We start from the raw sequence: 19168 nt of genomic DNA on the forward strand, positions 1-19168 counted from the left end.
GAAGTCGTTAATTGTAAATTGTTAATGGTCTAGGGTCAATTAACATTTTACAATTCACAAAAATTAACAATTCACAAACAACCAAGAATGATAAGTATTAAATTGGACATGATATGACTCAAAAGGGTTTCTAGGCTTTAAATACAATAGCTGGATCAATACGAGTCACCTTTTGGATAGCGAACAAACCCGAAGTTACACACATTACCACAGTTATACCAAAAACACCTGTTGCAGATATTGGCGTGATCAAAAGGATAATTCCTTTTGATTTAACCCACACACTCAACCCCCAGCAAAGGAGCATACCAGGCACATAACCAAGAACAGCCATCCACAAGGCTTGTTCGACAATAACACTATAAATAAAGCGATCTGGTGCGCCCATTGCTTTTAGGGTACCAAACTCTTTGATATGGTCAGAAACTGAGGCATAGAGAATCTGAGTGACAACTACCATGCCAACAATCACTCCCACAGCAGCACCTAGACCCAATACAAAACCAAGACCTGTTCGCACCTGCCAGTAATTTCGGGTCCTGCGTGCCATTTCAACCTTTGTATAAGCACGAGTCCCGGGTAAAGCAGCTTCTAAATTCTGCTTGAGTTGCTCAAGATCTTGACCTAGTTTAGCCTTTACCATGATATAGGTAATGGGGTCTGTCAGGGTCAAAGGTGTAGGTTCAGGAATCTCCGACTCATCAGACTTATTCAAAGACTTTGACTTTTCGTAAATAGTGGTACACTGCAAATTATCTGAAGATTCTACAGTGCAGTTAAGCTTAGAGGTATAGCTTGTGTTGATATAGGTATTGGCATTTTCTAAGGAAGCAAATACAAATGGGCTAGCTACAAGGGATTGACTCTCTGTGGTTAGGCCGACCAAGCGAGCAGGCAAGAAGTTAACCGTAGCAGTATCACCGATATCTGTCACATTGAGCGTCGGTAATCTGCTTTGATCCACCATAACCGTGTAAGGCTCCTTAAGGGTCTTCAGTCTACCCCGAGTGATTTTTCCGGGTTGGAACAGTGTGCCCCCTAGGTCAAATCCAATCAACTTCACAGGACTGGTATCTCCCTTAAGAGGACGCCATCGACCTGACCCCATCAGTAGTGCTTCTGCTCGCTCCACACCTTTGACTCGTTGAGCTTGATCCAGCTGATTCTTTAAAAGTGGCTCGGTTAGCTCAAACTGAACCATTCGCTCAGAACTTACCCATATATCTGCCTCCGACCCCTCAATCAGAAGAACTGTAGAGCGAGTGAACCCGTTGAGTAGACCAGTTTGAATGGTGACTAGGCTAACGGCAAACATAATTCCTGCTTGAGCGACCAGAAAGCGAGGGATGTCTGCCCAGAGGTTTTTGCGAGCAATAGAGACCATAGGAGATCATGCCGAGAGAACTGTTAAGTAATATAACGTCCGAGAAGTTATAAATTGTAAGGTGTGGGTTTTTGGTAATTGTTATTTCTCCCAACCTTGGTACGAAGAAGGCCTGATCGCAAGCGTCAGCGACTACAACTAGTCTATGGGCTGACTCTGTTGATTGAAAAAGCTTTTAGAACTGAATAGGGCAAGGGTTTCACAACTGTAGCCCGTCCTTGGTGAATGCTTACAGTCAACCTCATAAAGGCAGTGTAGCTCATAGACTTTTAATTAACTAACATTAACGAACCAGTAAATTTTTGTAAATCCCTGCCAAGATGGCAACATGGCTCAGTGGCAAGAGTGATACATTTCAGTAGTTTTCTGGCATAGAAGGTCATAAATAATCAAAAACTTCAGTCAATGCGTAAATACCCCATAGTCTATCTCTTGTAATTTGTGTAAACTCACGGATACGTCAACCTTATAAAATTCTGTAGCATTGAGCTAGCAGTTACCTGATCAATCATATTTTACTTGTGCATCTCGGTGAAAGTCTTTAACTGTTCCCGGTGTTTTTTCTTGCCTATGGTTAAGAGAGTCTCACGCCAATCGGCAAATTATTCCGGTAATGGCAGCACTAGGACTTCGGAGTTTTGCTGACAACGGCAATCAGGTAAACCAAAGGCAATGATGGCGATAGAACAAAATTATCCTCTAATTCCAATCAAAGAGTTTACTTCCGTCAAACAAGCAGGGTTGTTTGAAATTTTAAAGCAGCCTCGGTTTAGCGGTCAACTCATTCTAAGTGATCCTAGTAAACAAGAATGGATATTTCACATTTATATGGGTCGCCTGATGTATGCTACCGGAGGGACTCATCCAGTCAGACGGTGGCGTAGAAACCTACTCATTCACTGTCCTCAGACATCTGCTCAGCTTTCATCACTGCAAGACGATCTAGCTAATACCAATTGGGAAGATGTCAATGTCTGTTGGGACTATCATTTGCTATGCCTATGGGTAGATCTGCACAAGGTTACCCGTGATCAAGCTATCAAAATGATTCAGTCTGTCATAGTAGAAATACTTTTTGATGTTACCCAAGGCATGCAGATCACCTATCAAATCAAACCAGATTCCTCATCATCATTATCATCATTATTTAAACCACTGGTCTTGATTGACGCAGAGCAAGTCATCCATGACGCTGATCAAGTTTGGGAAGCTTGGCAAAGTGCTCGTGTAGCAGACCGCTGCCCTAATCGGGCACCAATCATCAGGCAGCCCAAGCAACTGAGAATTAAAACATCCCCTCAGGCTTACCAAACTATGACCAAGCTGTTGAATGGACAATATACCCTACGAGACTTGGCCATACTAATGAAACGGGATACTAGGGCAGTTACCCTCTCGATTCTACCTCACCTGCAATCAGGATTAGTGGAACTGATAGAGATTCCGGATTTACCTGCTCCAGTTTCACTACCTCCGAACGAAACATCGGTAAAAACTGTTCCTGAGCAGAAACCTTTGATTGCCTGTGTGGATGATAGTCCCCTGATCTGCCAAAGCATGGAAAAAATTCTTACCTCAGAAGGCTATCGCTTTGTGGCTATTAATGATGCACTTAGGGCGATCGCTACTTTGTTAGCGACTAAGCCAGATTTGATATTTTTAGATTTGGTCATGCCAAATGCTAATGGTTATGAAATTTGTGGTCAATTGCGTAAGCTCTCCTTTTTCCGCAATACTCCGATCGTAATTTTAACGGGTAACGACGGCATTATAGACCGTGTGAGAGCTAAGATGGTTGGCTCCTCAGATTTCATGAGTAAACCCATCAATCCTGAAGAAGTATTGAGAGTTATCATTAAACATCTTAAACAAATTAATTAGAATTTACTAGATAGCCGAAATTTAAGTAAGTATTTACAAAAATACGTTTAAACACTTGCTTATCTGCTTATAATTTTATAGTTATTTAAAAAATCGGAGAAAAATGGTTACCGCATTAATTGTTGAAGATTCATTAACAGATCTAGAAATCTTCAGAGGTTATCTCAAGCAAAATGGGTTTAATGTATTAACTGCCAATAATGGCTCAGAAGCCCTAGAAAAAATTAGCAGTAATCAGCTAGATTTGATTGTGCTTGATGTTGTCCTTCCGGATCGCAGTGGTTTTGAAATTTGTCGAACCCTTAAAAATGAAGCTAAGACAAGCCAAATACCTGTGATAATCTGCTCCACCAAAGATACTGAAATGGATAAATTTTGGGCTTTGAAGCAGGGAGCAGATGCTTACCTGTATAAGCCTGTTGATCACGCAGAACTCCTAAAAATCATTAAACAACTGGTCAAGGGCTAAATCTCAGATATAAAAAAACAGAGATCATCATGGTGTCCAAGTTTGTCCCAGCTTCAGCTTCCCCATCATCAGCGACTGAAACGGCTGCGAATGAAATTAGACAGCAGTTTCTCCGGTTTCATCTAGTACCTGATACTACTGCTTTAATGCCAATTAATCAGCTGACTGAAGTGCTGACTATTGGTGTTGGTCAAATTATTCCAATTGCCCATATGCCACCTTGGGTCATGGGTGTTTACAACTGGCGGGGTGAAGTTCTTTGGATGGTCGATCTCGGACACATTGTGGGATTAACTCCTTGGCATCAGCAACCGGTAAACACATCACACTACACCTCCTTAGTGTTGCATATCCAGTCTCATGATCCTAAGTCCATTAAATATAACCAAATGCTAGGGTTGGTTGTCAACCGGGTAGAGGACATTGAATGGTGCAATCCCGATTTGATTCAACCTCTGCCATCATCAAGCATGAATCCAGAATTGGCAAAGTTTTTACAGGGATATTGGCTAAAACATGGTGGGGAAATGCTAGTAGTTTTTGATGGCCAACTAATTTTTGATACCAAGTTTTAATTATACTATTCAGGGACGGTAACCTGAACCTATTATTTCATAATAAATTATCAAAACTAATTATCGATAATTATTAGTTAATTAATTATAAAGTTAATTTAAAAAAACGGAGATAAAAACTAAGTGTTGCATCATGAAAAAAGAAACGAATAATTTTAATTTAAATGGCAATAATAGTGAGATTGTAAAAACAAAAAATGCGCTGGTTAAAACACTCTTGCCTGATTCAACTATTTCTAACGTTAACTTGCGGGTTGTTCAAGAGTTAACAGAAGCTGAGACCGAAGTCACTCATTGGGCAGACCAAGATATCAATGCAGGAGATCAGCTCCTGGAAGTGCTCAAAACTCAAAAAAAAAATCAGAGGAATAAAAATACTCTCAGCCGCCAGTTGTTGACAACGATTATGCCAACGGTATTGATTCCTCTGACTCTGGCTAGCCTAGTAAGTTACAGAATTGTTCACGAGCATGACAAAGAGCGAAATAAATTACAGCAGCAGGAGCAAGCTCTAATTGCTGGTGAAGCAGCTAGCCAACTGATTAAGGATACCTTTACCGTACCAACCTTATTAGCTAGTAATCCCTTAGTCATCAATGCAGCTCATGCTGGTAGCAAAACCGCAGAACAGCAACAACTTCAGAAACTGGCTATTCACGAGATTGAATTGCGTTTTCAAAACACAAAGCTCCTCCAACCCAATCCACAACTCAATCGTTACTTAAAGAGAATCGTTAAGGATTTAGGTCTAGGGGAATTATTTGTCACTGACCGCTATGGGTACAACATTGCTTATAGTAATCCCACCTCTGACTTTGTGCAAAGTGATGAAGACTGGTGGCAACAAGCAAAGCGTCAAGGGCGTTGGGTCAGTGAACTGGACTTTGATGATTCAGCTAATGTCTTTGGTTTTGATCTTGCTCAGGCCATCAAGGATCCTCAATCAGGAGAATTTCTTGGGGTGATTAAAGCTGTGCTACCCATGAATCAATTAGAGCAACTGTTCCCTTATCTAGAACATATCGGATTGATGGGTTCCCAACAAGTGCAGCTGATAGACACTAGCCAAGGCATGGTAATTAGTACCCTCACCCCTGAAGGTAGTCTGGATGAGGAAAATATCATTGGGGGTGAAGCGATTTGGGAAATTGCTAAGTTTTTAGTCAAGGCACCAAGGCAGCTAACTATTAATACTAAGCAAGACTTCAATGGTTTCAAAGCTAAGTATTCATTAAAGGAAGCAAGACTTTCGACCTATACGAATAAAACGGGGAAGCAGGTAAAAATTGTTTACTTGCTCTATAAAAATAAGTTCTATACCATTGTCACTAATCCACACACGGATTGGGTATCCGTTGCTTCCGTGGACAAATCAGAACAGCAAAGCGCTGGTAATGAGTTAATTGTAGCGTTTCTCTTCATAGCCCTAGGCTTGGGAGCAGTGACTCTGATCGTTGTTCTGCTTTTATCCCGCCGCCTATCTGCTCCTCTAAGTCAATTGTCTGATACAGCCAAGGAAGTGGCTGCGGGTAATTTAGATGCGATTGCTCAACCAAGTGGTACCGCAGAAACCCAAACCCTAGCTCATACCTTTAATAACCTAGTAGCCAGGATTAAAGTTCTGCTACAAGACCAAAGCCTTGAGGCTAAGCGTGCTAAGCAACTGAAAGATATTACGATTCAGCTAACTCAAGCCCTTGACCTCCAAGAGATCCTGGATATGGTAGTCCAAGGGAGCCGACAAGGGCTGGATGCGGATCGAGTGGTTGTCTATCGCTTTGACCCCAATTGGAAAGGTACTGTCATTGCTGAATCGGTGGCTGCGGGTTGGCCCCAGGCTCTCGGTGCGGAAATTGCTGACCCTTGTTTTGCAAAGGATTACGTGGATAAGTACATCCAAGGTCGAGTTAAGGCAACACCGAATATTTATGAAGCTGGTCTGACCCCGTGTTACCTGAAGCAGTTAGAACCCTTTGCGGTCAAAGCCAATTTAGTTACCCCGATTGTGGTTGAAGGGGAACTCTTGGGCTTATTAATTGCTCACCAATGCAGTGAACCTCGAGCCTGGCAAGCCTCGGAAATCGATTTCTTAACCCAAGTAGCTAACCAAGTGGGACTAACCCTTGACCGGATCAACCTCTTAGAACGGCAAAAAATTGCTGAAACCGAGCAACGGACTGCTAAAGAGCAGCTTCAAAAACGAGCACTGGAATTGCTGATGGAAGTAGACCCAGTTAGTAAAGGAGACCTCTCGATCCGTGCCCGTGTAACCGCCGATGAATTGGGAACTGTTGCTGATTCCTACAACGCTACCATTGAAAGCTTGCGGAAACTTGTGGTGCAAGTGCAACAGGCAACCAAGCAAGTTACCACCACCACTACTCAAGATGAAGCAGCGATTCGAGAATTATCCACAGAAGCCTTACGACAGTCGGAGGAAATTACTGCAGCCTTACAACGAATTCAAGACATGACCACTTCAACTCAAGCTGTGGCTGCTAGAGCCTCTGAAGCTGAAGCTGCAGTCAAACAAGCGGCTCAGACAGTCCAAGCTGGGGATACTGCTATGAACCGCACTGTGGAAGGCTTTATGGCGATTCGGGAAACTGTAGGCAGTACTGCCAAGAAGGTCAAACGCCTTGGGGAATCCTCCCAAAAGATTTCTAAAGTAGTTAACCTGATTAGTAACTTTGCCGCTCAAACCAACTTACTAGCGTTAAATGCTTCTATTGAGGCAGCTCGTGCTGGGGAAGAAGGTCGAGGCTTTGCGGTGGTTGCGGATGAAGTGCGAGCCTTAGCCCATCAATCAGCAGAAGCAACCGCAGAAATCGAAAAAATTGTGGCACAAATCCAAATGGAAACCAATGAGGTGGTAGCTGCCATGGAAGCTGGTACTGAACAAGTGGTAGGAGGAACGAAACTGGTGGATGATACCAGGCAGAGTTTGAATCAAATCACTACAGTAATGGTCAAGATTAATGAGTTGGTCGAAGCGATCGCTACGGTAACTGTTGAGCAAACTCAAACAAGCGTTTCAGTGACTCAGACTATGACTAATGTGGCAGCGATCGCTAATCATACCTCCATAGAAGCGTTGCAGGTATCCCACTCGTTTAAACAACTGCTCAGAGTTGCCGAGCAACTGCAAGATAGTGTAGGCAAGTTCAAGGTGAGTTAGTGTTCTTTGTTAATTGTTAATTGTTAATTATTAATTGCCATTTTCAAAGTAACTGTGAACTCAACAAGATTGACTGGGAATTCTGTGACTGTAACTCCTGAAATTTTTCAGTCACCCCGAGTTAGGCAATGGTGGCAGCGATGTCCAAACCCTGGGTGTCTTCACAACGAGAAACTACCTATTTTTAATTAATTGGGCGTATTCCATGACTCAAATTCCTCCTCAGAATAACTCCCTTAAGGATCACAATGGTCACCAGATTGATACTCATGATATTAAATTATCAGATAAATTATTAGACAATTTATCTGATAATTTATCTGATAATGGTCATACTGGAACTCACAAAACTTTTCACCTGTCAACATCTACCCTGAAAAGCAAACTGGGTAAATCACTGCTACCACTACCTAAGTTAATCCAGTCAAAGCTTGCACCACCCCAAAGACTTCCATCTTTATTTTTGAAATGGTTTTATAACCTGCCCATACAAGGGAAGCAGCTTCTAGCCTTGTTCACGTCAGAAGTGATCTCCGTGGTTGGCTTAGCAGGTGTGGGGGCTTTTTTGATTGTTACAGGAGGTCGTTCTCAGTTAATCAACCAAGCCAAATCAGAATTGGCGGTTATGGATATTATATATAATATCAAAATTAATCAGATGGGGTTTGGTTTTCGGGGACAATCTGACAATAGCGCAATTATTCAAGCGGTTCAAACCCATGCTCAAGGCAAAGCCTTAACCCCCGGGTTGTTCAAACAAGTTAAAGATATTCTTCAGCAAGAAATTCAGACTCGTCGGATTGAATATGCCACGTTGGTGGGACAGGATCGGCGAATTATTGTCAATGCTAATTCTGATCGAACTGGGGAGTTTTTCGATCCCAATGACTTAGTCAGTCAGGTTCTGGAAAATCCTCAGCAAATTAAAACCAGTGAACTGGTCAGCTGGTCTGAGGTTGCTCAAGAGTCTCCCTTCCTACCTGCTGGGATTGACGAGCAAAACAATCTGTTGATTCGCTATACCGTGACACCGGTTAGAGCCACCGATACAGGAGCAGTTTTGGGAGTACTGGTTTCTGGGGATATTGTCAATGACAAGCTGCCTATCGTCGAGGATACCCTAAAGTCTTTTGGCGGAGGTTATAGTGCGGTATATCTACGTCAACCCGATGGTCAATTCCTCTTGGCAACTGCCTTAGACCAGGGTAAAAGTACCAATTTAGGAGAAGCTCAACCGAACGTCTTCTTGCCCGATACCCCTTTCCTGAATCAAGCGGTAACAGCTCAGGGTAATCCAATTACCAAACGCATCAAGATAGGGAGGCAAACCTATACAGTGGCTGCCAAGACGTTAAATAATTTTAATGGTAAGCCAGTTGCCCTTTTGGTAAGGGGAACCTCAGAAGCTCAACTAAACTTCCTGCTCACCGACAACCTACTGTTACAGTTGGTAGTAGTGATCTTGGCTTTGACTGCTGATATATTACTAGCTATTCTGCTAGGACGAGCCATTGCTAAACCGATCCAACAGCTACAAAACTTAGCCGAGCAATTTGCTCAAGGGTCACGTCACCTCCGAAGCAATCTGATCACTAACGATGAGATCGGTAAGCTGGCGATGACCTTTAATGAAATGGCTGACAGTGTTACCAGTCAGGAAAAGGTGGTCAGTCGAGAGGCAAATCGGGCAGAGGTCATTATTAACTTTGCTACTACCCCGATTGACAAATCTCTTGACCTCAAAGCTTTCTTCCAAGAAGCGGTCGAAAAAGCCCTCAATCAATTGAATGCTGACCGGGTAGTTATCTACCGCCTGAATCCTGATGGTAGTGGCTACATTGGATTCGAGGCAGTTCAACCCGGTTGGCCCAAAGCAGTTGACAATATGCTTAAGAAAAAAATTGAAGATGCTTGTATTCCAGAGCAGCTGATTGATGGCTACAAACATGGGCGTGTCGTTGCCACCAATAATGTCTTTGAAGCAAGTTTTCATCGTGACCACGAGAAGTTGATGGAACGATTGCAAATCAAAGCAAATTTAGTGACACCAATTGTTCATGCAGAAACACTCTACGGTTTACTTATTGCTCATCATTGTACGGCTCCACACCAGTGGCAAGAGTCTGAAATCATTTTCCTGACGCAGTTATCTGTTCAGCTGGGCAATGTTATGGAGCGAGCCACATCCTTAGAACAAATGGAGGCAGCCCGCCAAAAAGCAGAAAATCTTGCTCAGGAACAGCGCCATATCAAAGAGGAGCTCCAAAAGCGTGCTCTAGAACTGTTGATGGAAGTAGAGCCAGTCAGTAAAGGAGACCTGACTATTCGAGCCCAGGTGACTGCCGATGAATTGGGAACTATTGCCGATTCCTACAATGCTACCATCGAAAGCTTGCGGAAACTTGTAGTGCAAGTGCAACAGGCAACCAAGCAAGTCACTACCACCACTACTCAAGATGAAGCAGCGATCCGAGACCTATCCACAGAAGCTTTACGACAGGCGGAGGAAATTGCTAATGCTTTACAACAAATTCATGACATGACAGTCTCAACTCGCTCTGTGGCTGTCAGTGCCTCTGAAGCCGAAGCCGCAGTCAAACAAGCAGCTCAAACGGTAGAAGCCGGAGATGCTGCTATGAACCTCACTGTAGAAGGTTTTATGGCGATTCGGGAAACTGTAGGTAGTACGGCTAAGAAGGTCAAACGTCTTGGGGAATCGTCCCAAAAGATTTCTAAGGTAGTCAACCTGATTAGTGGCTTTGCTGAGCAAACCAATATGTTAGCCCTCAATGCTGCTATTGAGGCAGCTCGTGCTGGGGAAGCCGGTCGAGGCTTTGCGGTAGTTGCTGATGAAGTACGAGCCTTGGCCCATCAATCGGCGGAGGCAACGGCGGAAATTGAAAAGCTGGTAGCAGACATTCAGGCGGAAACCAATGAGGTGGCAGCCGCTATGGAAGAGGGAACTGAGCAAGTGGTAGTTGGGACTCAACTGGTGGATGACACCAGGCAGAGTTTGAATCAAATTACTGCAGTAACGGTCAAGATCAATGAGTTGGTCAAAGCAATTGCCATCACAGCTGTTGAACAAACCCAAGCGAGCGAATCAGTTACTGAAACTATGGCTGACGTAGCAGCGATCGCGAATAGAACCTCCACAGAAGTCACCCAAGTATCTAACTCGTTCAAACAACTGCTCAAAGTGGCTGAGCAACTCCAAGATAGTGTGGGCAAGTTCAAGGTGAGCTAGCGTCATTTTAGTTATTAGTATTTTGTTAATGACCAATGACCAATGACCAATTTGCAATTTTCTCTTGACCAATGACCAATTAACAACCATGGCAACTCACTCTGAGATCCAAGACCAAGCCTATCAGTTTTTTATCGAAGAGGCACCAGAGCTGTTGCAACTGATCGAGACAGGCTTACTGACTCTCCAGCAAGAACGAACCACGGCTAAGATCCACGATTTAATGCGAGCCGCTCACTCCATTAAGGGAGGTGCTGCCAGTGTTGGGCTAGAGGCAATTAAAACTTTGGCTCATCGTCTCGAAGATATCTTCAAGGCTTTCTACAGCGAAGAGGTACAACTTGATACTGAGCTAGAAAGCTTGCTGCTCAAAGCTTATGACTGCCTCCGGAACCCCCTCATCCAGCAAATTGAGCAAGGCTATTTTGACCCAGAACAAGCCCTTGCCAGGGCTCAATCCACTTATGCCCAGATTGAAGAACGACTCGGTGATGCCCTGACACAGGTTCATAACTACATTCCTAGTTCCGGTGATTTGGGTATTGATATTGTATCCTCTATTTTTGAGGTTGATGTAGCTCAGGGACTAGAACGTCTTGCTGCTGTCTTAGCCAATCCCCAAAATTATGAGGTCGTGGGGGAATTAAAGGCACAAGCCGACGTATTTGCTGGCTTTGCTGAGTTACTGAACTTGTCTGGATTTGGAGCGATTGCCCAAACGGCTGTAGCGGCAGTAGAGCAAAATCCCCACCAAGTCTTGAAAATTATTGAACTCGCCCTAGCTGATTTTACAACAGGACGAGCTGCTGTACTAGAAGGCGATCGCACTCAAGGGGGAAATCCCTCGACTGCTTTAGTGGCTTTAACACAAGCCCCTGCCGCTCCAGCTAATGACATTACAAATAGTCTTAATACCACCTCTGAATTTGAAGATATCTTTAGTGACTTTAACCTAGGCGAAGCAACCAATGCCTTTGAAGAATTTACCTTATCCGAGCAAACCGCTACCCAACCATCCCAACTCAATCCACTAGGTGAAGAGACTTTCGAGACCTCACCCACCCTTGCCGATCAGGAAACTGAGCTAGATCAAGCAACTGAAGACTCACCATCTTGGAAGGTTACCGACTCAGCTGATTTTACTGATATTTTTAACAACTTTAACCAAGATCAACAGACCTTACTCTTTGAAGATGTTGCTCTAGCCCAGGAAACCACTGGCCAGCAGCCCCAAGTGAACCTGCCAGCTGAGGAAGTTCCTCTGACCCCACCGATTCTTGCTGATCTCAGAACTAGTGACTTGGGGCAAGTCAATCAAGACCTAACATCTGATCAATCTACGCCTTCAGAGGATCAAGTTAACCCAGTCCAAGAGGCAGAAGCATCTTTCCGAGAGGAAACCATTTCCCCCACTGCAGAAACTGTTCCACACTCGGAGCAAGACCAGCAAGACCTGAGTAACTCTAAGGCTGACCCTACCCCAGGATCTAAACCAGTAGCGAACTCGCCTAATCCATCAAGCACTGCTTCTGCTCCCCGCAAGAACTCATCCCTAGAGGTACCAAAAACCCTGGAAGCCGCAGTAGAAAAGATTGAACAAATCTTTGAAAGCCTGCCACCGCTCCAGGATATGCCTAAAGCAGATGTTCCATCACCACCAACGGTACCAGCAGCGGCATTCCTAGCCAATGAATTAGCTATTAACCAAACCACTCAATCGGCTAAATCCCAGCAGCATCAACCTACTCAACCTAATCGAGCTACTCCTAAGCCATCAGAGCATCCCAGCCAAAGTCCAACCTCTATTTCCCCTGAGAGTTCAGTCCGAGTTAACTTAAAGCGACTAGAACGGATGAACAATCAGGTCGGGGAACTGGTGATCAACCGCAATAGTATTGGCCTGCAAAATGAACAATTACAAGCAGCAGTGCGGGAGCTTACCCAAAGATTTCACCTTTGTCAAACCATTGTTAGTCAATTACAAGAGTTATCTGATCAGAGTCTAGCGAGTGCCTCAAGTGCTGGATCAATGGCCTCACATCCTAGCTTTGCCTCCCTTAGTAAGAATGAATGGAATCAGCAAGGGAAGAATTCTGTTGGTCAGAGAAACTCACCCCAGGAATCGGTAACGTGGTCAGGCCAAAAGAGCCTAGAGAGTGAGTCAGACCCATTGAACAAACCCCTGTTTGATTCCTTGGAAATGGATAGCTATAGCAACGTCCATTCTTTGATCCAAGGACTACAAGAAGAAATGATGCTGCTTAAAGAAGCCGTGGGGGATATAACCCTATTTGCTCAGCAGTCTGATCAGACCTTGGAACAACAGCGGCAAATGCTTTCTCAACTACGAGACGAGCTGATGTGGGCGCGGATGTTGCCTCTGGGTCAAGTACTCAACCGCTTTCCCCGGGCTTTACGGGATCTTTCTACCCAACACCACAAGCCAGCCAAACTCAAGCTTAGTGGTACAGGGGTTTTGGTGGATAGAGCAGTCTTGGAAAAACTTTATGACCCCTTACTACACTTACTCCGTAATGCTTTTGATCATGGCATTGAATCCCCTCAAATTCGGCGGAAACGAGGTAAATCAGAGCAAGGACAAATTGAAATTCGGGCTTGCCATAAAGGCAATCAAACCATCATTCAAGTCAAGGATGACGGTGAAGGTCTCAATATTGAACGCATTCGTAACCAAGTATTGGTCAAGGGATTGTTGTCAGCCAAACAAATTGCTAAAGCTCCCCCATCCCGCCTGTTAAAGATGATTTTTGAACCAGGATTTTCCACCGCAGCTAAAGTCAGTGAACTGTCTGGTAGGGGAGTAGGTTTAGATGTAGTACGCTCTCAAATTCGAGCTCTCAAAGGTAAAATCTCTGTAACCTCATCCCCAGGTAAGGGTACAACCTTTACCCTACGCCTGCCGTTAACTCTAACCATTGCTAAATTACTAATTGCTACAGTCGGTCCAATTGTTATCGCTTTACCGTCAGACAGTATTGAAGAAATTGTGGTTCCCAAGGGGGATCAGATGCAAAAATCTGGGACAAAACGGTTTTTGCTCTGGCGCGGACAAATGGTTCCCACTTATACCATGTCTGATCTTTTGGAATATAACTGTCCAGTCAGGGAAAGCACTCCTAGCAAAGCTTTAGTTTATGTTCCGACCCCTGAAGATTGGGCGTTACCTATGGTAGTAATGCGTCGAGACCAGCAGGCTTTTGCGTTAGAAATCGATCGCGTGATCACAGAGCAAGAGCTAGTGATTAAACCCTTTGGCAAAGTGCTTGCGGCTCCCAGTTATACCTATGGTTGTACCATCTTGGGGGATGGTAGTTTAATTCCGGTAATAGATGGTAACACCCTGCTAGAGCAATTTTTAGCTCAAAGCCATGAAGAGACTAAACTGAGAAGCTTGTCTCATATACTCGAAGCTACCACTAAGAAAAAGTCATCGGTTAACCGGACTCAAACTCCTGCTCAAACTCCTCCAGTTCCCACAATTTTGATTGTTGATGATTCGACAGGTTTACGACGAACCTTGGCTATGAGCTTGCAAAAAGCAGGTTACCGAGTGTTACAAGCTCGGGATGGACACGAAGCCTTGGAACAATTGCGGCAAAGTTCCAAAGTCCAGATGATAATTTGTGATATTGAAATGCCGAATATGAACGGTTTTGAGTTTCTTGGTCAACGTCGCCAAGACCCTCAGTTATCAAAAATTCCGATAGCAATGCTTACCTCCCGTAGCAGTGAAAAACATCAGCGTTTGGCAATGCATTTGGGTGCTAACGATTACTTTACTAAACCTTATATTGAACAAGATTTTATTGGAAAAATCAAAAACATTATTGAACAAAGTAAATCGGAATTTTAAGTATTAATCTATCAGTTAATCCGTTACAGATGTTGCTACTTGATGTGCTATCAGCAATTCCTACATTAGCGTTTAGCTCAAAGCAATAAGCAATTAGCTTATTGAGGGGTGCCCACGACTAATCAGTTACTTGCAAACATATCCTTGAATTATCCTCCATCATTATACTTTTAATCCTAAGTTTACAAACTTAGTCTGGTGAGTTACTCCATTCAATTCCTATTACTGCAAAATCCTGTTCAGAATAGTTATATTTTTTTATACTTAAGGCTTATCCTAACACGATGAATTCGACATCATGAAAAATAACTTAATTTACTCCCAGCTTAATGATACTCATCTATCGCCAAATCATAAGGCTACATCATTCTTGAAATTAGTGGTCTTTAGAATAGACAGCATCAATTTCGCGTTTCCGATTGAGTGTGTCAACAAAGTAATTAATTACACAACTGTTTATAGCAGTGGACTTAATGATATAGGCATTGCCCATATCGATGACCACGAAATTCCTATTATCGACTTGCATCGCCGGTTATTTAAATCTAGCAAAATCAGCACTTCTAACCCAGCACGTTTCCTGCTGATTGCTCAAAATACAATGGGTGAAGGATTTGGTATCCCTGTACTCAAAACACCGAATTTGATAGAGGTTTCCGTGAGTGATATTCGTACCCTACCAGAGTCTTTTCGTCAAGCTGATACCCTAGGAATTGCTAGTCATGTGGCAGTGATTCCCCAAGAAAATTTATCTTTGACAGTCTTTTTGCTAGATGTTAATCAATTCCTGCCTTGGGTTTCTCAAAGCGCGAAAAGGGGTTAAGCATTGAGCAATCAGCAATCAGCTATCTTTTCCCCTAGCTTTATGGCATGGGAATAGTCCTAGTCGAGGAGATTTCTGTTATACTTAAAATTAGGTAATAGCTATCTGCCAGAATAAGGGCTAGGGAGGGAGTACCGCACTCTATCCGTGCTTGGTGATCGTGGTATGGGAGAGCCTTTTTCTGGGAATTGTGCTAAGAAGTTGGTAGCATCAAAAACGCGCTTTGACCATAACCAAGTCAAAAAGCTTCGTTGGCAAAAAAACAACCAAGCAGAATCATCGGTCTTAGAAACTAGGACTGCTGGTGAGGGCAGGAATATAAGACCTGGGTTTGGGCAACTAAATTTAGGCAGTTGCTTGTGAATTCCGAATAGATTGCTGTAGCGTAAGCTCAGCCTATGGTAGTTCACAGGTTTAGCTTCCACCCACGCTTTTATCTACGATGCTTAGCAATATAAGGGTGAAGTAGAAGCAGTCGGAACAAGTATCCGACAAAACGCATCTAGAGATAAGATGTAGCATAGTAAGTGTTATCTCTGGCAGTAGGACTTATGGCGAGTCCCTCTGATGTGAAACAAAACGTTTCTATTGGGTCTAGCTCGCCGGTTCACCGATCAACCTGCCAAAATCCCCTAGCTTTAGCGATGGGGAGTCGTCAATTTCCAGCAGTACGACCTAAGAGTCTAGTCAACTGGTGCTGCTAAAGTTTAATATATGGTGTTTCCCAAAAAACTGATTAAGGGCGGCTCTAAAGTATCTAAAGTTATAGATTTACCTAAATATGGTGTACGCTCCATTCTGGCTAAAGGGGTGCAGATGGACTTCCAGTCAGGACAAAACCGTGTTCCAGTTCTCAAAGGAATAGACTGGGAAGTCAAACGTGGTGATATCCAACTTTTAATGGGACCGTCTGGCTCTGGCAAGACTACCCTTTTGTCAATATTGGCGGGATTACTGACCCCGACACTCGGAAAAGTCTATTTACTGGGTCAAGAAATTACTGGTATGTCTAGAACTAAGCTGGCAGAGTTTCGACGGGAACACATTGGCTTTATTTTCCAACACTTCAACCTATTTCCAGCTCTGACAGCAACAGAGAATGTGGAAGTTGTGCTAAACATTAAGGGAATTCAGGGGGTCAATGCTCGACAGCAGGCAAAAACGTTATTAGAGCAGGTTGGTTTAGAGGGGAAAGGACATCTTAGACCGAGTGACTTGTCAGGGGGACAGAAGCAACGGGTAGCGATCGCGCGGGCTTTAGCTAAAGAGCCACCCCTAATTATGGCAGATGAGCCAACAGCAGCCTTGGATTCTCATAGTGGTCATACAGTGATTGAGTTGCTGCGTCGTCTGGCTAAGGAAAAAGGTTGCACAGTGCTGATGGTAACTCACGATCCTCGTATTATCGATGTAGCTGACCAAGTGTCTTATATGGAAGATGGAATGTTGAAGGTTGATGGTTGATGGTTGAACGCCCACCCGTGGCCGTTCGCGCAGCGTGGCCTACGGCCTTAAGGCCAGGGTTGAACGCGCACGCGTGGCCAAAGGCCAGGGTTTATAGGTGACAGTTGATAGGTGAAAGTTGACGGGTGAGGGGTGAGTGTTAATGGTTCACCTTCAGCATCTTAGTTTTATTTGTACCTACCTAATTATGATGTGAATGGGCAATTTGCCAACACAACAAGTTACTGTTCACTCTAGGCATCATAATCATGTTCATGGTAGATTTCTGGCTAGGTATAGGGGTTTTGGGACTGGGTTCTATTCTTTGGGTAGAACTGGTGCGAGACTTCTATCACCTCCTGTCCCATCACTGGACACCCCTGTATCGCTTGCATGTGTGGCATCATCGGGTCTTCCGTCAGGATTTAACTGCTGTCAGTGATACCATTTATCGACAGGCGCACTGGCGTAATGATGTACCAGAAGCCTTGGTCATGCTAATATTAGGCTTGGTGCTATGGTGGTTGGCTTATACCTGGACACCAAATATGCATTGGGCAGCTTTGGCTGGTTCTGTGTACAGTATGGTATTTCTATTTGGTGCGATCGCTCGTGGCTATGGCATCAAGGGAGCCGATAAGTTGACTGATATGACCCACCTTCCGGGTCCATTCCTATATCCTCCTTCCCCTTGGATGGTAAATCGCAGCTACCATTGGCGACATCACTTTGATAACCAAAAGGCTTACTATGGCGGCACATTGACTTTAGTAGACAAACTGATGGGGACAGCACTATCGCTCCAAGGAAAAACTATTGCAGTGACGGGAGCATCGGGAACTCTGGGACAGTCACTGTTGTACCATCTCCAGCAACGGGGAGCAAAAGTGATGGCTCTGACCTCTAAAGAACAAACTGTTAGTTTAAGTGTCAATGGTGAAAGCTTGCCAGTAAAAACCTTGACTTGGCAAGTGAGTAAAGAGTCTGAACTAGCCCCACATTTGGAAAATGTGGATATTCTAATTCTCAATCACGGCATTAATGTTCATCAAGAACGGACAGCCGATGCGATCGCAAAATCCTACGAGGTCAACACATTATCAAGTTGGCGGTTGCTAGAGATGTTTTTATCTACTGTTCGGACGAACCAAGATATTGCTCGCAAGGAAGTTTGGGTTAATACTTCGGAAGCGGAAGTTAATCCAGCCTTTAGTCCTTTGTATGAACTGAGCAAACGTACCCTAGGAGACCTAGTTACCCTGCGTCGTCTAGATGCTCCTTGTGTAATACGTAAAGTAATCCTCGGACCATTTAAAAGTAATCTCAATCCAGTTGGGGTCATGTCAGGGGATTGGGTAGCCCAGCAAATCCTTAATCTAGCCACTCGTGATGTGCGTAACATCATTGTGACGATTAATCCTCTAACCTATTTAGCGTTTCCAGTCAAGGAATTTTTTGTCAGCCTATACTATAGGCTGTTTAGTCGTTAGTCCTTAGCAACTTGCCTTAATTATTAGTTAGTAATTAGTAGCACTAATTACTAAGGGTGGCGTAGCCAAAGGTGACGTTGAATTTACGGCACCATATGACAACAGAGCTAAAGTCTTCTGAATTAACATCAGCAGGGATACGGTACCGTTGAGTGCCACTGACCTGCTGAAGACGACCAAGACTTTGATAATTTTCCTTACTGTAGGATTTGGGGACAGTTTGGCGGTGCAACAGCACCATTAAATCAGGTCCGTTATCGGTTTTAAAGGTTTCGTCAAACTTTAGGTAACGTTCTCCATTGTCTGTGACTAAACTTACCATGCCTTGAGTAGAATGGGCTGCTGTTACAAAATTTCCTGATCTACTTGTTGCCTGTGCCAGTGTTGCAGTTGGTTTAGCAGCTGGAGCACTGGACACATCAATCTTGGTTGTCGTAGAGGTAGAGGTAGAGGGTTTTGCCTGAACAGTACTCTGATTCCCAGGTACTCCTGCTACACAACCTACGCTTAAAAAGGCAGTAGCACCAAAGATGGCTAAATAGTGAAGTTTCATCAGATTATCTATCTCGTGGAAACATTACTCTATTTCCTATTATGTCTAGTCTTCGGTGGCATTAGCCTGAGTTTTGGTTAAAAAATTTAGTGGATACTTCTCAACTCTAGCTCAGAAAATATTTTATTCATTAAAATATCCCGCAATCGGCAAGTTAAGTGAATTTTAATATTTGCCTCAGGTTAGATTAATCTCTTATCAATATCATCTAGATTATTCCCATACTATCTTAGTAGTTTGATTGAGTTTAA

Annotated in this window: 11 protein-coding genes; 9 read left to right on the forward strand and 2 right to left on the reverse strand. The window is 43.7% G+C overall.

The features are described 5' to 3' along the window. Window positions 1–130 precede the first annotated feature (130 nt). A complete protein-coding gene (locus tag F6K46_RS03085) occupies window positions 131–1384 on the reverse strand; it encodes an FtsX-like permease family protein (protein WP_293055250.1) in 1254 nt (417 codons plus the stop codon). 672 nt (window positions 1385–2056) lie between these two features. Here F6K46_RS03085 and F6K46_RS03090 point away from each other — a divergent pair. From F6K46_RS03090 to F6K46_RS03130, 9 genes are all read left to right on the forward strand, one after another. After that, window positions 2057–3265, forward strand: a complete 1209-nt coding sequence (locus tag F6K46_RS03090; RefSeq protein ID WP_293055252.1) for a response regulator — start codon at window positions 2057–2059, stop codon at window positions 3263–3265. Between the two features lie 103 nt (window positions 3266–3368). Further along, window positions 3369–3734 carry a response regulator gene (locus F6K46_RS03095; RefSeq protein ID WP_070393290.1) on the forward strand — a complete coding sequence of 122 codons (366 nt, stop codon included), beginning with the start codon at window positions 3369–3371 and terminating at the stop codon, window positions 3732–3734. Window positions 3735–3763: 29 nt separating this feature from the next. Further along, complete coding sequence (locus tag F6K46_RS03100; RefSeq protein WP_070393289.1) at window positions 3764–4309, forward strand: chemotaxis protein CheW; 546 nt, start codon at window positions 3764–3766, stop codon at window positions 4307–4309. Window positions 4310–4442: 133 nt separating this feature from the next. Continuing rightward, window positions 4443–7487 carry a methyl-accepting chemotaxis protein gene (locus F6K46_RS03105; protein ID WP_293055255.1) on the forward strand — a complete coding sequence of 1015 codons (3045 nt, stop codon included), beginning with the start codon at window positions 4443–4445 and terminating at the stop codon, window positions 7485–7487. A gap of 205 nt (window positions 7488–7692) precedes the next feature. Next, on the forward strand, window positions 7693–10734 hold the full coding sequence (locus tag F6K46_RS03110; protein ID WP_293055257.1) for a methyl-accepting chemotaxis protein: 3042 nt from the start codon (window positions 7693–7695) through the stop codon (window positions 10732–10734). Window positions 10735–10822: 88 nt separating this feature from the next. After that, window positions 10823–14608: a response regulator gene (locus F6K46_RS03115; RefSeq protein WP_293055259.1), complete on the forward strand. Its 3786-nt coding sequence runs from the start codon at window positions 10823–10825 to the stop codon at window positions 14606–14608. Window positions 14609–14906: 298 nt separating this feature from the next. Further along, on the forward strand, window positions 14907–15431 hold the full coding sequence (locus F6K46_RS03120) for a chemotaxis protein CheW (protein WP_293055261.1): 525 nt from the start codon (window positions 14907–14909) through the stop codon (window positions 15429–15431). 714 nt (window positions 15432–16145) lie between these two features. Next, window positions 16146–16895 (forward strand): ABC transporter ATP-binding protein, encoded by a 750-nt coding sequence (locus F6K46_RS03125; RefSeq protein WP_364305586.1) that lies wholly within the window; start codon window positions 16146–16148, stop codon window positions 16893–16895. Between the two features lie 254 nt (window positions 16896–17149). Then, window positions 17150–18364 carry a bifunctional sterol desaturase/short chain dehydrogenase gene (locus tag F6K46_RS03130; RefSeq protein WP_293055391.1) on the forward strand — a complete coding sequence of 405 codons (1215 nt, stop codon included), beginning with the start codon at window positions 17150–17152 and terminating at the stop codon, window positions 18362–18364. Between the two features lie 43 nt (window positions 18365–18407). Here the strand turns inward: F6K46_RS03130 and F6K46_RS03135 are convergent, their stop codons facing one another. Continuing rightward, window positions 18408–18917 carry a DM13 domain-containing protein gene (locus F6K46_RS03135; protein ID WP_293055263.1) on the reverse strand — a complete coding sequence of 170 codons (510 nt, stop codon included), beginning with the start codon at window positions 18915–18917 and terminating at the stop codon, window positions 18408–18410. Window positions 18918–19168: the final 251 nt, after the last annotated feature.

Source organism: Moorena sp. SIO3E8, assembly GCF_010692445.1.
In the GTDB taxonomy this organism is placed as follows: Bacteria; Cyanobacteriota; Cyanobacteriia; order Cyanobacteriales; family Coleofasciculaceae; genus Moorena; species Moorena bouillonii.

What these genes read in the sequence shown, in the direction of transcription:
- F6K46_RS03085 (WP_293055250.1), bottom strand. Translation starts at nt 1,384, where the DNA reads ATGGTCTCTATTGCTCGCAAAAACCTCTGGGCAGACATCCCTCGCTTT.
- F6K46_RS03090 (WP_293055252.1), top strand. Translation starts at nt 2,057, where the DNA reads ATGATGGCGATAGAACAAAATTATCCTCTAATTCCAATCAAAGAGTTT.
- F6K46_RS03095 (WP_070393290.1), top strand. Translation starts at nt 3,369, where the DNA reads ATGGTTACCGCATTAATTGTTGAAGATTCATTAACAGATCTAGAAATC.
- F6K46_RS03100 (WP_070393289.1), top strand. Translation starts at nt 3,764, where the DNA reads ATGGTGTCCAAGTTTGTCCCAGCTTCAGCTTCCCCATCATCAGCGACT.
- F6K46_RS03105 (WP_293055255.1), top strand. Translation starts at nt 4,443, where the DNA reads ATGAAAAAAGAAACGAATAATTTTAATTTAAATGGCAATAATAGTGAG.
- F6K46_RS03110 (WP_293055257.1), top strand. Translation starts at nt 7,693, where the DNA reads ATGACTCAAATTCCTCCTCAGAATAACTCCCTTAAGGATCACAATGGT.
- F6K46_RS03115 (WP_293055259.1), top strand. Translation starts at nt 10,823, where the DNA reads ATGGCAACTCACTCTGAGATCCAAGACCAAGCCTATCAGTTTTTTATC.
- F6K46_RS03120 (WP_293055261.1), top strand. Translation starts at nt 14,907, where the DNA reads ATGAAAAATAACTTAATTTACTCCCAGCTTAATGATACTCATCTATCG.
- F6K46_RS03125 (WP_364305586.1), top strand. Translation starts at nt 16,146, where the DNA reads ATGGTGTTTCCCAAAAAACTGATTAAGGGCGGCTCTAAAGTATCTAAA.
- F6K46_RS03130 (WP_293055391.1), top strand. Translation starts at nt 17,150, where the DNA reads ATGGTAGATTTCTGGCTAGGTATAGGGGTTTTGGGACTGGGTTCTATT.
- F6K46_RS03135 (WP_293055263.1), bottom strand. Translation starts at nt 18,917, where the DNA reads ATGAAACTTCACTATTTAGCCATCTTTGGTGCTACTGCCTTTTTAAGC.